This is a genomic window from Paraburkholderia sp. UCT31 (assembly GCF_014397655.1).
Classification (GTDB): Bacteria; Pseudomonadota; Gammaproteobacteria; order Burkholderiales; family Burkholderiaceae; genus Paraburkholderia; species Paraburkholderia tuberum.
In genome coordinates, this window is the sequence record NZ_VZQP01000007.1 from 160,397 (window position 1) to 173,971 (window position 13,575).

Annotated in this window: 12 protein-coding genes and 1 pseudogene; 5 read left to right on the forward strand and 8 right to left on the reverse strand. The window is 65.7% G+C overall.

Translation table 11 applies throughout. The features are described 5' to 3' along the window. Positions 1-23: 23 nt before the first annotated feature. Positions 24-857, reverse strand: coding sequence for an EAL domain-containing protein (locus tag F6X40_RS07780; RefSeq protein WP_184067403.1), 834 nt, complete (start codon positions 855-857; stop codon positions 24-26). A 267-nt stretch (positions 858-1,124) separates the two neighbouring features. Here F6X40_RS07780 and F6X40_RS07785 point away from each other — a divergent pair, with 267 nt between their 5' ends. The 3 genes from F6X40_RS07785 (at position 1,125) to fahA (ending at position 3,969) form a co-directional block, all read left to right on the forward strand. Continuing rightward, on the forward strand, positions 1,125-1,265 hold the full coding sequence (locus tag F6X40_RS07785; protein ID WP_187627391.1) for a hypothetical protein: 141 nt from the start codon (positions 1,125-1,127) through the stop codon (positions 1,263-1,265). 62 nt (positions 1,266-1,327) lie between these two features. Next, positions 1,328-2,674, forward strand: coding sequence for a homogentisate 1,2-dioxygenase (gene hmgA / locus F6X40_RS07790; protein WP_187627341.1), 1,347 nt, complete (start codon positions 1,328-1,330; stop codon positions 2,672-2,674). After that, positions 2,671-3,969 (forward strand): fumarylacetoacetase, encoded by a 1,299-nt coding sequence (fahA, locus tag F6X40_RS07795; protein WP_187627342.1) that lies wholly within the window; start codon positions 2,671-2,673, stop codon positions 3,967-3,969. The genes hmgA and fahA overlap by 4 nt, the downstream gene beginning before the upstream one ends. Before the next feature lie 107 nt (positions 3,970-4,076). Here the strand turns inward: fahA and F6X40_RS07800 are convergent, their stop codons facing one another. From F6X40_RS07800 to F6X40_RS07825, 6 genes and pseudogenes are all read right to left on the reverse strand, one after another. Further along, complete coding sequence (locus F6X40_RS07800) at positions 4,077-5,855, reverse strand: PQQ-binding-like beta-propeller repeat protein (RefSeq protein ID WP_187627343.1); 1,779 nt, start codon at positions 5,853-5,855, stop codon at positions 4,077-4,079. Positions 5,856-6,032: 177 nt separating this feature from the next. Beyond that, positions 6,033-6,332: pseudogene (locus F6X40_RS43460) on the reverse strand (MFS transporter); the annotation flags it as partial. 14 nt (positions 6,333-6,346) lie between these two features. Further along, the gene (locus tag F6X40_RS07810) at positions 6,347-6,904 is read right to left on the reverse strand and encodes a hypothetical protein (RefSeq protein ID WP_187627344.1); all 558 of its coding nucleotides are present in this window, start codon (positions 6,902-6,904) and stop codon (positions 6,347-6,349) included. Positions 6,905-6,975: 71 nt separating this feature from the next. Beyond that, positions 6,976-8,133, reverse strand: a complete 1,158-nt coding sequence (locus tag F6X40_RS07815; RefSeq protein ID WP_090805596.1) for an MFS transporter — start codon at positions 8,131-8,133, stop codon at positions 6,976-6,978. A 195-nt stretch (positions 8,134-8,328) separates the two neighbouring features. Further along, positions 8,329-8,721 (reverse strand): SRPBCC family protein, encoded by a 393-nt coding sequence (locus F6X40_RS07820; RefSeq protein WP_187627345.1) that lies wholly within the window; start codon positions 8,719-8,721, stop codon positions 8,329-8,331. A 99-nt stretch (positions 8,722-8,820) separates the two neighbouring features. Next, a complete protein-coding gene (locus F6X40_RS07825; protein ID WP_187627346.1) occupies positions 8,821-9,639 on the reverse strand; it encodes a crotonase/enoyl-CoA hydratase family protein in 819 nt (272 codons plus the stop codon). A gap of 140 nt (positions 9,640-9,779) precedes the next feature. Here F6X40_RS07825 and F6X40_RS07830 point away from each other — a divergent pair, with 140 nt between their 5' ends. Further along, the gene (locus tag F6X40_RS07830; RefSeq protein WP_187627347.1) at positions 9,780-10,361 is read left to right on the forward strand and encodes a plasmid fertility inhibition factor family protein; all 582 of its coding nucleotides are present in this window, start codon (positions 9,780-9,782) and stop codon (positions 10,359-10,361) included. A 44-nt stretch (positions 10,362-10,405) separates the two neighbouring features. On the opposite strand, the gene F6X40_RS07835 is transcribed toward F6X40_RS07830, so the two are convergent. Further along, complete coding sequence (locus tag F6X40_RS07835; RefSeq protein WP_018419530.1) at positions 10,406-11,401, reverse strand: 2-hydroxyacid dehydrogenase; 996 nt, start codon at positions 11,399-11,401, stop codon at positions 10,406-10,408. Positions 11,402-11,888: 487 nt separating this feature from the next. Between F6X40_RS07835 and aspT the strand changes: the two genes are divergently transcribed. Next, positions 11,889-13,571 carry an aspartate-alanine antiporter gene (aspT, locus tag F6X40_RS07840; protein ID WP_187627348.1) on the forward strand — a complete coding sequence of 561 codons (1,683 nt, stop codon included), beginning with the start codon at positions 11,889-11,891 and terminating at the stop codon, positions 13,569-13,571. Positions 13,572-13,575 lie beyond the last annotated feature (4 nt).

Here is a 13,575-nt window from a genome sequence, read left to right on the forward strand (position 1 = left end):
CGGCTAACCGGGCCCACACCGTGTCACGCCGCCCGGTCGTGATAATGCGCGTTGAATAATGGCCCTTGCACGAACCGCACGTCGTACTGCTGTAGCGCGGAGAATTGCGCCTCATCCGTCACGCGATTGAAAATCAGCGGCACCCGCAGCCGGCCCGCGTAGCCGACGAGCGGCTTCACGGTCGCGTCGCGCAATGCGGCCGCCGCATCCATCTTGATGAAGTCGAGCCGCGCGGTTTCGGATACCGACAGGATCTGCCCCGCGTTCGACAGATTGCCCGCCACCTTGAACCCGTAGTGCTGATAGCTGCGCGTCAGATAGCCCAGGAACGTCTTGTGTGCGACCGCCGCCGCCGGCAACTCGATCACGATGCGCGCCGGACTCAAATTGAACGAGGTCAGCACGCTCGAAAAATGCCGGCCGTGGTCGTACTTCACGCTCTTCAACAGCCTCTCGTGCACCCGCAGAAACAGCAATCCATGCCGCTGCGGGCCGAAGAAGTTGATTGCGTGCAGCGCGCGCGACATGCGGTCTAGCGCGACCAGCTGTTGATCGTCGGCGATGTTGTCGAACGGATCGAACACCTCGAATGGCGGCGCGTCGAGCCGGTGCGTGACCGCCTGAAAGCCGAGTTCATCACCGAAGCGGTCGACCCCTTCCGCGCCGCATGATAGCGACTGCGCAAGCCCGTGGACGCTGATGTCGAAGATCGGCTCGTAGGCACTCGTGAGCTCGATGCCGTCGAAATGTGCGAGCGCGATGCCGGCGCGCCCGCCTTGTCCCATTGCCAGATGCTCGCCGAGAAACGGGTGATGAGCGGCGCGGGCGATCAGATCGGGGATGGTCGGCGAAATCATGAAGGCAAATGAAAGGCGACGATGAACGCGCACCGGGCGCGTGGCAGCGCGACGCGATGGCCGCATTCATTGATGGTAGCAGTACGCGCCCTGCGCAGATTAACAAAATGCTCATATCGTTATTGGCCTCACGCTTATCGGCCGGGGCTGAGCGCGGAATGACGAGGTTCGCGGGCGTGTTTCCAAGGGTATACGTTAGTTTCACTATTCGTAATTCGTTTTACTATTCGTAAAACGCAATTTTGGCCAGCCGGAGGGGACGACTCAATGCTGATCGCGTTGAACTGGTCGAATGTCGCGCTGTTTCATGCGGCGGCGCTGCCGGTGCTGTGCTCGGCGCTGCTGGTGGTCGTACTCGCCGGTGCGACGCGGCCACCCAGCCGCGCGTCCGAAGCGGAGCCGGCCTGAGCCTGACAGCAAAGATCACGTATCAACCGGGAAAGAATCGGGCAACTCGCGGAGAACCTTGTATGGATACCTCAATACGTACGCCGGCCGACGAACGCCTGCGGCCTGAAATCGAGCCCGGCTACCAGTCGGGTTTCGCGAATGAATTCGCGACCGAGGCATTGCCGGGCGCGCTGCCGACCGGCCGCAATTCGCCGCAACGCGCGGCCTATGGTTTGTATGCCGAACAGATTTCGGGCACGGCGTTTACAGCGCCACGCGGTCACAACCGTCGCTCGTGGCTGTACCGGATTCGTCCGGCGGCCATGCACAAGCCGTTCACTTCGATGCCGTCGGAGCGGCTCGTCGCGAACTTCGCCGAGGTGCCGCCGACGCCGCCGAACCAGCTGCGCTGGGACCCCCTGCCGATGCCGAGCGAACCGACCGATTTCATCGACGGCTGGGTCACGATGGCGGGCAACGGCTCGGCCGAAGCGATGAGCGGTTGCGCGATCCATCTGTACGCGGCGAACCGCTCGATGCACGATCGCTTCTTCTACAGCGCCGACGGCGAACTGCTGATCGTGCCGCAACAGGGGCGCCTGCATATCGCGACCGAAATGGGCCGAGTCGATGTCGAGCCGTTCGAGATCGCGGTGATTCCGCGCGGCGTGCGCTTCGCGGTCAGCCTGCCGGACGGCAGCGCGCGCGGGTATATCTGCGAGAACTTCGGCGCGCTGCTGCGTCTGCCGGAACTGGGGCCGATCGGCTCCAACGGTCTCGCGAATCCGCGCGATTTCCTGACGCCGCACGCCGCATACGAAGACCGCGAAGGCGCATTCGAACTCGTCGCGAAGATGAACGGCAATCTGTGGCGCGCGGACATCGGCCATTCGCCGCTCGACGTGGTCGCATGGCACGGCAACTATGCGCCGTACAAATACGACCTGCGCCGCTTCAACACGATCGGCTCGATCAGCTTCGACCATCCGGATCCGTCGATCTTCCTCGTGCTGCAATCGCAAAGCGACACGCCGGGCGTCGATACGATCGACTTCGTGATCTTCCCGCCGCGCTGGCTCGCCGCCGAAGATACGTTCCGGCCGCCCTGGTTCCATCGCAACGTCGCGAGCGAGTTCATGGGCCTCGTGCATGGCGTCTATGACGCGAAGGCCGAGGGCTTCGTGCCCGGCGGCGCGAGCCTGCACAACTGCATGACGGGCCACGGCCCGGACGCGGACACGTTCGAGAAGGCGTCGCATCTCGATACCTCGGTGCCGAAGAAGGTCGACGACACGATGGCCTTCATGTTCGAGACCCGCACGCTGATCAAGCCGACGCGCTTCGCGCTCGAAACCGCGCAACTGCAGGCGCGTTACTACGAGTGCTGGCAAGGCCTCAAGAAACACTTCAATCCGGAGCAACGATGAACGCGGTGAACGATCTCCAGGCGACGCTCGATGCGTCGCGCAAGAGCTGGATCGAGTCGGCCAACGACCCGGCTGGCGACTTCCCGATCCAGAACCTGCCGTTCGGCATTTTCAGCGACCGTGGCAACGACGCGCGTCGCGTGGGCGTCGCGATCGGCGATCAGATCGTCGATCTCGCCGGATTGCAGGCCGCGGGTCTGCTGAACGTGCCGGCGCACAACGTGTTCGCGCGCGATGCGCTGAACGATTTCATCGCACTTGGCCGCGACGTGTGGCGCAGCGTGCGTATCCAGCTGAGCCAACTGCTCGCGCGCGACGCTGCGACGCTGCGCGACGATGCCGCGTTGCGCGCGAAGGTCCTCGTGCGCGCGGCCGATGCGCGTCTGCATCTGCCGGTGCAGATTCCGGGCTACACGGATTTCTATTCATCGAAGGAACACGCGACCAATGTCGGCGCGATGTTCCGCGATCCGAAGAATGCGCTGCTGCCGAACTGGTCGGAGATGCCGATCGGCTACAACGGACGGGCGTCGTCGGTGGTCGTGAGCGGGACGCCGGTGCGTCGTCCGAATGGTCAGCTGAAGTTACCCGACCAGGAGCGTCCGGTGTTCGGCGCGAGCCGCAAGCTCGATATCGAACTGGAGACGGGTTTCATCATCGGCGGCGGCAATGCGCTGGGCGAGCCGATCGCGTGCGAGGACGCGGAGGCGCACATTTTCGGCATGGTGCTGCTGAACGACTGGAGCGCGCGCGACATCCAGCAATGGGAATACGTGCCGCTCGGCCCATTCAATGCGAAGACCTTCGCGACGACGATCTCACCGTGGGTCGTCACGCTCGATGTGCTCGAACCCTTCCGCGTCGCGCAGCCGGTGCAGGAGCCAGAGCCGCTCGCCTATCTGCGGCATCGAGGAAAGCATGCGTTCGACATTCACCTCGAAGTGACATTGCGCGCGCAACCCGCGCGGCAAGCGAGCACGATCGCGCGGACCAACTTCAAATACATGTACTGGACGATGGCGCAGCAGCTCGCGCATCACACGGTGGCGGGCTGCAATACGCGGGTGGGCGACCTGATGGGCTCGGGGACGATCAGCGGGCCGACCGAGGATTCGTACGGCAGCCTGCTGGAGCTGACGTGGAACGGCAAGAAGCCGCTGGCGTTGAAGGAGGGCGGCACGCGCACGTTCATCGAGGACGGCGATGAGTTGACGCTCGTCGGCTGGTGCCAGGGCGACGGGTATCGCGTGGGGTTCGGCGCGTGTGCCGGACAGATTCTGCCGGCGCGAGCGTGAGCGCGCGGCAGTCACGATGAGCGAGGGCCGGCGCGGTATGCCGGCCCTCGTCGTTTGTGCGAGACCCTGGGCGTACCGGGTCTAAATGAATCGGCGCGTCGTCCGCTTCACCCACCCAGCAACCCGAATACGGCCACCCCATTCGTCGTGCCGACATACACCTTGCCGTTTGCGATCAATGGTGTGATGAACTTGTTGCCCGTGCCGAACTGATCGCGCGTGCCCATCTGGTTGCTGTTGTACAGCTCGTTGAGCGTGCTCGGGTCGAACGCATGCAAGGCCGCGACGGTGCCGTTTTCGGCGGCCCACACGATGCCGTTCGTGGTGCCGTTCGCCGAGATGCTCGGCGTCGTCCCGGGATAGGCGAACGTCATCGCGCTTTGCGCGGTCGGTGTGATCGACAGCTTCGCGTTGGTCACGGTGAACGCCTTCAGATGATCGCCGACCGAGCCGAAATACACGCGCCCGTTGAAATAGGCGGGCATGCCGAACTCGCCGCCGGCCAGCTGCGCGGGAATCTCCTGATAGATGTTGTCGGCCGCCGGGTTGAACTTGCCCATCGAGTCGCGATTCAACACGTAGATGGTGCTGTCCTTGCCCGCGCCGAGCGTCAGATGCTGTACGGTGCCGTTCGCGTCGGTCAGGTCCGGCAGCACCAGTGCGCCGCCGGAGCCGAGGTCGATGTCGTCGTGGGCCTCCTGCACGACGTTCGTCATCGCGAAGTAGTCCGCCACCGACAGGCCTCCCGCCGTGCCGAGCTTCAGGAACGTATTGCCGAAATCCTTGCTGGCGGGGAAGCCGCTCGACGTCATCGTCGTGTCGAACGTGCCGTTGGCATCGAGCAGATAGATCGACGAGCCGTCCGACGCCGGTCCCGCGCCGCTCATCCAGATCGCGCCGCCGATGCCGTTAGGCGTCAGGTTGAGCACGGTGGTCTGCTGCAACGTGTCGGCGCCGTAGCCCATGATCCAGCCCGTATAGCCGCCGTCGTCGCAGTGCGAGGTCCACGTCGTGTAGACCGTGTTGCCGAGCAATAGCAGCCCCGCGCGCTCCGCGTACAACGATTTGGTGAATGGCACGACGCCGTTCGTGTTACCCGCGCCGCTGCCCGGGTAAGAGGCGGCGACTTCGGTGGGACCGTTCAGCAGCTCGGCGCCGGTCGCGAGGTCGAGCGCGTGAATGCGATGATGGTAGCCGCCGGCCGCGTCCTTCGACATCGCGACGACGTAGATCGTGCCGTGCGTGCCGCGCGAACGGTCGATCACCGGTGTCGAGGTGATGCCGATGGTGTTCACGATCTGGCTGCAGCCGAGATCGTCGCTCGGGGTTTCGCCGGTGCCGAGTGTGCGCACCTGCCACAGGGTCGCGCCGGTGTCGGCATCGAATGCGTACACGCTGTCGTTCTCGGTCGCGACATACAGCACGTTGTGCGTGCCGCCCGCGATCGCCAGCGCAGCGACGAATAGCGGCTGCGCGTCGACCTTGCCGTCGACGCTAAAGAATCCGACCTTGCCGAACGTCGACGCCGCCACGTTGGCGGGCGTCAGCGTGGTTTCGCCGAGGTTCTGGCCGGTGCGCGCGATGTCGTCGTGATAGGTGAGCACGTCGTGCACGGCTGTCGCCGATGTGCCGCCCATCGGGGTGCCCGCGCCGCTGCCCGAGCCGCCGGTGCTACCGGTGGTGCCGCCGCTCGTGGTGCTGCCGCCGCTCGCTGCGGCCGGGGCCGATGCGCCGGAAGCGCCGCTACCGCCGGCGCCGACGCTCGCGCCCGTCGGGGCACTGCTGTTTCCGCCTCCGCCGCCTCCACAGTTCGCCGCGGCGATCGCGGCTACCGCGATCGCCGTGCCCAACAGGCTGGCACGGAGCAACAGGCGCATCGAGACCATGGCGGACTCCCCGTTGCTTGCGGCGGCGCCACGAAATATGGGCCGTTTGTCGAGTGTCCGCGCAACGTGGGTTGAGATTATCACCGTGCGTATAGATCGTAAAAGCCAGCAATTAGCGTCTATTCGTCAACTCGGCGCCCGCAGCGCGATCCGCCGACGCTCCCATTACGCCGCCGCCAGAAACGCGAGCGCCGCGCACAACAGCACGCCGACCGCCGCTTCGTGGCCGACCGTTTTCATCAACGCGCCGGCGATCACCTGACGGCCACCGAAGCGCGCCGCAATCCAGCCGGCGAGCGGCACCACGGCGAGACCGCCGCCCGCCTGCGCGGCGGTCAACAGACCGACCACGTCGGTGCCGTAACCGGCTTGAGCGAGCGCGAGAGCGGTGAGGGGAAGGGTGGCGCCGCTGCCGAGTCCGACGACAGCGACGCTCAGGATCAGCGCGAGGAAATCGCGGGTGAAGATGACTTTCATCGGCGGGGATGCTACTACGCGTGTGGGTCGCGCACATCCTTGCCGCGTCGCGGCGGTATCGTCAGGCCGCGCAGCCGGATCTGCGTGAGGCGCTTGTCCTCATCGACGCCGATCGCGAGCGCTGACGCAATACCGCACCAGTGAGACACGGTACCCCACGACAGATAAAGGGTGCCGTCGCGAGGCTCGTAAAAGACCTCTGGCGCTCCCATGTCGTGCGCATGTCCGTGCGCGTCGAATTCTGACTCGATGTGCGGAGTTTCGTCGGTTGGGTCTGCGAGTTCGGACGTGCGGACGGTCCATCGCCCGGGATTCGTGTAAAAGTCCAATCCGATCAACCGGCGATGCTGATCGACAAGCATCGACAAGGTGCCCGCCGTGAGGACATAAGAGGGCGCGCCAATGCGGAAGCGCGCATCCAGCAAGTCGCTGAGATTGTTTTGCGGTTCCGGCAGCGAAGCCAAAGGTGGATATTTGACCTCACAGGTCAGCGTGGAGCTTTGTTCATCCCACCGCACGATGGCCGAAACGCCGGTGGCAGGGGGAGTCGTGCAGACGGTGGGATGCTTCATCGAAGAGGTTTATAGGCAAAGTGCAGAACGGTGTAATCGCTCTCTCGAACCATGACTTCGAGCCGGCCAGCTCACCCCGCCACGGCCACCCGCCGCTCGATCGACACCGACCACAACGTCAACAACAGCGCGCCGAGCGCGGTCGCGACGCCGACCCACGGCAGCGTCGTCAGCGGTGCGCCGGCGCCGATCGCCATGCCGCCGAGCCATGCGCCGGTCGCGTTGCCGAGGTTGAACGCCCCCTGATTCAGCGTCGACGCCAGATTCGGCGCGTGGCTCGCCCGATCGACGATCAGCATCTGCAGCGGCGGCACGATCGCGAATGCGAGCACCCCCCACACGAACACGGTCAGCATCGCCGGAGTGCGCGCGTGCATCGTGCCCGCGAACACGCACAGGATCACGACGATCGCCATCAGGAACGCGACCAGCGAGGGCATCAGCCGCCAGTCCGCGAGCTTGCCGCCGAGCGTGCTGCCGACCGTCAGGCCGAGGCCGAACAAGAGCAGCACCAGGGTGACCGCGTGCGGCGTGAAGCCGGTCACGTCTTCGAGAATCGGCGTGATGTAGGTGAAGGTCGAAAACAGGCTCGCCGACGCGAACACGCTGATACCGAGCACCATCAGCACCTGCGGGTTCTTCAGCACGCTGAATTCGCGCACGAGGCTCGCCTTGTGCATCTCGATCTTCGCGGGCAGGCACACCGCGAGCGCGGCCGCCGCCAGCACGCCGATGCCGGTAACGGCCCAGAAAGTAGCGCGCCAGCCGACCGCCTGGCCGAGCGCGGTGCCGAGCGGCACGCCGAGCACGTTGGCGAGCGTGAGGCCGGTGAACATCAGCGCGATTGCCTGCGCGCGGCGATTCGGCGCGACGAGCCCGGCCGCGACCACCGAGCCGATGCCGAAAAACGCGCCGTGGCAGAACGCGGTGACGATGCGCGCGGCCATCAGCACCGCGTAGCCCGGCGCGATCGCGCACAGCAGATTGCCGACGATGAACACGCCGATCAGGCTCATCAGCGCCTTCTTGCGCGGCATGTTGGCAACCGCGATCGCGACGATCGGCGCGCCGATCGTGACGCCGAGCGCATACGCGGACACCAGCATGCCAGCCGCCGGAATCGACACGGACAAATCGCGCGCGACATCGGGCAACAGGCCCATGATGACGAACTCGGTGGTACCGATTCCAAACGCGGCAACGGCAAGGGCAAGCAGAGGCAATGGCATGGCGATGATGGGGCGTGACGCGTGAAGCGGCGCGAACAACGGGCGCCGGGCGGGCGATTCCGAAGGCGGAAACGCTGTCACCAGCTAGGGAAAAACAGTAGGGGATTCTACCTAAGTCAAATCTGGCTTGCAGGCTGTCCGGAAAGCTGTTGTTTTTTGTGGAACGCGGCGGGAGCCCGCGCCGCCGGGCGGCGTTCAGCGCCGCGCGAGGTTGCGCCCGAGTGCCGCGCAGCCCGCATCCGTCAGCGCTTCGACCACGTTGCTGCGATCGTCGGGCTTGAAGTCGGCGATCCAGATCACGCGGCAATGTGCGGACGTGTCGGCCACGACCTGCAGCGTCGCATGATGATGCTCGAAGCGCCCGCCGCCCACCGAGTAGGCGAGCCGCATGTGGGCATCGTCGACGGCAATCACGCGTTCCTCGACCACGGTGCCGTCGGCGAAGGTGACCCAGCGCAGGTCGCCTTCCATGCGCGCCGCGATCAGCACGCCCGCGAATACGCGGGCGACCCCGGCGGGATCGCGCAGCGCGGACCACGCATCGGCCGCGGTGGTTGCCACGGCGATTTCCCGGTAGATCGTCGCCATCGCACTTCCTCCTGTTCGTTTCGGGTAACCCAGGTCTCGTGCGCGCGGGGGTGTCGCGACCGGCGATTGCAAACCTCTCACCGATCGCGCGGCGCCGTCTTATCCGCGATCCGCGTCGAACGTGTCGCCATGACGGCCCGCGCCGGACGCAAAACGCGCCGCGCCCGCCACGCCCTCGGCGAAGACCGCCGCGTAGCCGCCCGCGCCTTCGCGCCGCAATGCCTCGGCGAGTTCGTCCAGCGTGCTGTTCTCGAGCGCGGAGTGACGATCGGCGAGCAGCGCCGCCTGCGGAAACGCGGCGAGCTCCGCAGCCAGTTGCTCGGCGGCTGCGCGTGCTTCGCCCTTCGGCACCACGCGGTTGGCGAGCCCGAACGAAAGCGCCTCGCGCGCATCGACCGCGCGGCCGGTCAGGATCAGATCGAGCGCACGCGACAGACCGATCAGTCGCGGCAGCCGGATCGTGCCGCCGTCGATCAGCGGAATGCCGACACGCCGGCAGAACACGCCGAGCACCGCATCTTCCTCGACGACGCGCAGGTCGCACATCGCGGCAAGCTCGAGCCCACCCGCCACTGCATAGCCGGCGATCGCGGCGATCACCGGCTTGCTGAAATGCATGCGCGTCGGTCCCATTGGACCGGGGCCGCTGCCGTCCGCATGCAACTCGTTGCGGCGCGCGTCGTCGGCAAGCGCGCCGAGGTCTGCGCCCGCGCAAAACGTGCCGCCCGCGCCGAACAGCACGGCCGCGCGCCACGCGGGCTCCGCCTCGAAGCGGCTGAACGCAGCGCTCAACGCATCGGCCACCTGGCGATCGACCGCGTTGCGCTGCGCGGGCCTCTCCAGCACGATCGTAGCGACGCCGTTGCCGTCATTCGACTCGATTCGCACATGGTTATTGCAATATTGGTTGGCTATCATCGTTATGTACCTTAAGGGTACCTGAAGGTCGCTGCTGGCCTGTTGATCCGGCAGTGTTACAGCACGCTCATGCAGCGTAATTAATCCGGTGAGTTGTCATGTTTCCATCACATCCGGCTCGTAGCGTTAGCGCTCTATTGATGCGCTGGCGTCCTGTCGCCAGCTTGCCGAGCCTACCTTTGTCCTTGCCTTTGCCCAATTCATCGCCGGCCGCCGCGCCAGCCTGCGCCGGAACGGTGTGGGTCGTGCCGTTGCAGGCCCACTCGTGGTACGACCATGTGCGCCTGAAGCGCGTCTTCGTCACCGACGGCACACGTCACCAGGTCGTGCTCGTCGATCTGCGCAAGCTGCTCGTGTGCGCGGATCGCGACAACACCGATTACGTGCTGAAGCCGGTCGCCGAATGGCACTCGGGCAAGGTCCGCGGCATTCGCGAGTTTCTCGATCCCGACAGCCCGCGTATTCCGCAGATGCCGTACGTGACGATCTCCACGCGTCGCGCGCCGGGATTGCTCGGCTGGGTCGGCATCGAGCGCGAGGGGGTGGTGGCGTTTCGCAACGGCCAGCATCGCGCGCGCTATCTGGCCGAGGCGGGCGCGCGCTGGTGTCCGGTCGAAGTGCACGAGCGCGAGGCGGGATTGCTGCGTGAGCTGTGCGGCGCGGCCGATGATGCCCGCACCGCGATTCGCGCGACCCAGTCGGGCAGCGACAGCGACGTCTAACTTTCGCGGTCCGCGGCAATTCGCGTACGCCACGGTTATCACGGCTACCCCGCCTGCACGACGTTGCGCGGCGTGCCCGCCTGCCACGCCGCGATGTTCGCGAGCGTGGTCTGAGCGATCTCGGTCATCGCCTCGCGCGTGAAGAACGCCTGGTGCGCGGTGACGATCACGTTCGGAAACATCAACAGACGCGCGAGCACGTCGTCCTGTAGCGGCAGATTCGAATGATCCTCGAAGAAGATGCCGCCTTCTTCCTCGTACACGTCGAGCCCGAGATGGCCGAGCTGGCCGTCCTTCAACGCGCCGATCAGTGCGTTCGCCTCGACGAGCCCGCCGCGCCCGGTGTTGATCAGCATCGCGCCGCGCTTCATCTTCGCCAGCGCGGCGCGGTCGATCAGGTGATAGGTGTCGGGCAACAGCGGGCAATGCAGACTGACGACGTCCGATTCGGCGAGCAAGGTATCGAGCGGCACGTAGCGCGCGCCGAGCGCGAGCAGTTCGTCGGCCGGCGGCCCCGGATCGTAGGCGAGCACCTGCATGCCGAAGCCCGCCATGATGCGCGCGAACACCCGGCCGATGATGCCCGCGCCGATCACGCCGACCGTCTTGCCATGCAGGTCGAAGCCGAGCAGCCCATGCAGCGAGAAGTCGCCTTCGCGCGTGCGCGCGACCGCGCGCGGCAGGCGCCGGTTCAGCGCGAGAATCAGCCCGGCCGCATGTTCGGCGACCGCGTACGGCGAGTACGCCGGCACGCGTGCGACCGGCATGCCGAGCCGCTCGGCCGCCGCGAGGTCGACGTGATTGAAGCCCGCCGAGCGCAGCGCGATCATGCGCGTGCCGCCCGCATGAAGCCGTTCGAGCGTGGCGGCGTCGACGCTGTCGTTGACGAACGGGCAGACCACGTCGTAGCCATGCGCGAGGATCGCGGTCTCGCTGTCGAGAGGGGATTCCTGGAAATGCAGTTCATAGCCATGCGCGGCATTGGCCTCGGTGAATGTATCGACGTCGTATTGACGACTGCTGAACAGGATCGTGCGCATATCGGGCTCCGAAGAAGCGTGCTTTAGACGTGTTTCGGGAAGTCGGTTTCTCGCAAAAAATAACATTGACAAGGGTGCCGAACTGCAATATTAAATAACGAGCATTCCGAACAAAGCATGTACAAACATGCTGCAAGAAACTGGCCAAACAGCAGATTATCCTTTTCACGATGTTAGGCGACTTCGCGATGAAAGAGTAACTGTCGAGCGTTCGGGAAATCGTTTCACCGCCGGTATCGCCAGGCGGTGCGTGCGTCCGTGCGTCCTGATGCCCCGCTGTGCGGCTCTTCCAGCACCCATCGCGTGGTTCTCCTTTCATAGCTGTGTTTTTCTGCTTCCCGCTATCGGCCATTTGATGTGCCGTGCATCGCGCTTGTTGCGCGCGCGACGTCACCATCGCGTCACCTTCTGTCGGACGGTTTGATTCGGTTTTCGAGCGGTTGGTGTTCTGTTTTTCTTTAATCAACCTGTAAATCGGCGAGCCAACATGATCGGTGAATTGCTGAGATCGCAACCCGAAATCGCGCTTTTCGCGTGTCTCGCCATTGGCTATTTCATTGGCTCGTTTCATATCGGCCCGATTCAGCTCGGCGGCGTGTGCGGCACGCTGATCGTCGCGCTCGTGCTCGGGCAGAGCGGCGCGCGCATCGCGCCCGACCTGAAGAACATCGCGTTCGCGCTGTTCATCTTCGCGCTCGGCTTTACCGGCGGGCCGCAGTTTTTCGCGAACATCGGGCGCGGCTGGCGCTATGGGGTGCTGTCGCTGATCGAAATCGTCTCGGTGCTGGTGCTGATCATGATCGCGGTCCGCGTGATGCGGCTCGATGTCGGCACCGCGGCCGGGCTGCTCGCCGGCGCGGCGACCGAGTCGGCGGTGATCGGCACCGCGTCCGAGGCGATCGCGAGGCTCGGTATCGGCGACGCGGCCACGCAGCGTCTGCAGGCCAATATCGTGACCGCTTACAGCGTCAGCTACCTGTTCGGCCTGATCACGATCGTACTGTTTACGAGCCAGTTCGCACCGCTGATGCTGCGCGTCAATCTGCGCGAAGAAGCCGAGCGCGTGTGGCGCAAGCTCGGCGGCGAGGGCGCGTTCAGCGAAGGGCAGAGGGCGGCCGCGCCGGCACTCGTCGGCCGGGCGTTTCGCATCGGCGACGCCGCTGGCCTGACGGTGCGGGGGCTCGAGGAGCAATACGGCTACAACCTGACCGTCGAGCAGATCGAGCGCCACGGCGCGGACCTGCCGGTCGCCATGGAGACGCGGCTCGCGGCCGGCGATGTCGTGCTAGTCGCTGGGCGGCGCGCCGCGGTCGTCGCGGCGTCAGCGAGCCTCGGCGAAGAGGTGCTTGGCGCCGATTTCGGCCAGGTGTTCGCGCAACGGCTCAACGTGGTGCTGACGCGGCCCGACGTCAGCGGGATGACGGTCGCGCAGCTGCGCGCGCAGGCGAAGCCGGAAAACGCGCGCGGCGTTTATGTCGCCGCGATCACGCGGCTCGAATCGACAATTCCCGCGCTGCCCGGCACCGAGCTGCATCGCGGCGACGTGCTGACGCTGGTCGGCGCGAAAGCCGACGTCGAGCGCGGTGCGAAGCGGCTCGGCTACGTATTGCCGCCGACCCAGAAGACCGACTTCGTCTATCTCGGCCTCGGCGTGCTGGTCGGTATGGCGATCGGGCGGCTCGGCGGCACGATCGGCGGCGTGACGCTCGCGCTCGGCACGGGCGGCGGCTGTCTGCTGTCGGGGCTGCTGTTCGGCTGGGTGCGCTCGCGCCATCCGCTCGTCGGCTCGCTGCCGTCGGCGGCCGCGCAGATCATCAAGGATTTCGGACTCGCGACGTTCATCGCAGCGGTCGGGCTGTCGGCCGGGCCCGACGCGATCAAGCTCGTGCGCGAATACGGACTCGCACTGCCGCTCGCCGGCATCCTGATGGTGCTCGTGCCGGGCCTGCTGTCGCTATGGATCGGGCATGCGCTGCTGAAGCTCGAAGCGCCGATGCTGCTTGGCGCGATCGCGGGCCAGCAGTGCAGTACGCCGGCGATCAGCGCGCTCGTTGGCGTGACCGGCAATTCGACGCCGGTGATCGGCTACACGATCACCTACGCGCTCTCCAACATCCTGTTGCCTTTGATGGGACCCGTGGTGGTGGGCCTGGCCGGCAAGCTCGGCTAGCCGG

Bases quoted from the DNA above. Each gene is read 5' to 3' on its own strand.
- F6X40_RS07780 (WP_184067403.1), bottom strand. From the start codon at position 857: ATGATTTCGCCGACCATCCCCGATCTGATCGCCCGCGCCGCTCATCAC.
- F6X40_RS07785 (WP_187627391.1), top strand. From the start codon at position 1,125: ATGCTGATCGCGTTGAACTGGTCGAATGTCGCGCTGTTTCATGCGGCG.
- hmgA (WP_187627341.1), top strand. From the start codon at position 1,328: ATGGATACCTCAATACGTACGCCGGCCGACGAACGCCTGCGGCCTGAA.
- fahA (WP_187627342.1), top strand. From the start codon at position 2,671: ATGAACGCGGTGAACGATCTCCAGGCGACGCTCGATGCGTCGCGCAAG.
- F6X40_RS07800 (WP_187627343.1), bottom strand. From the start codon at position 5,855: ATGGTCTCGATGCGCCTGTTGCTCCGTGCCAGCCTGTTGGGCACGGCG.
- F6X40_RS07810 (WP_187627344.1), bottom strand. From the start codon at position 6,904: ATGAAGCATCCCACCGTCTGCACGACTCCCCCTGCCACCGGCGTTTCG.
- F6X40_RS07815 (WP_090805596.1), bottom strand. From the start codon at position 8,133: ATGCCATTGCCTCTGCTTGCCCTTGCCGTTGCCGCGTTTGGAATCGGT.
- F6X40_RS07820 (WP_187627345.1), bottom strand. From the start codon at position 8,721: ATGGCGACGATCTACCGGGAAATCGCCGTGGCAACCACCGCGGCCGAT.
- F6X40_RS07825 (WP_187627346.1), bottom strand. From the start codon at position 9,639: ATGATAGCCAACCAATATTGCAATAACCATGTGCGAATCGAGTCGAAT.
- F6X40_RS07830 (WP_187627347.1), top strand. From the start codon at position 9,780: ATGCGCTGGCGTCCTGTCGCCAGCTTGCCGAGCCTACCTTTGTCCTTG.
- F6X40_RS07835 (WP_018419530.1), bottom strand. From the start codon at position 11,401: ATGCGCACGATCCTGTTCAGCAGTCGTCAATACGACGTCGATACATTC.
- aspT (WP_187627348.1), top strand. From the start codon at position 11,889: ATGATCGGTGAATTGCTGAGATCGCAACCCGAAATCGCGCTTTTCGCG.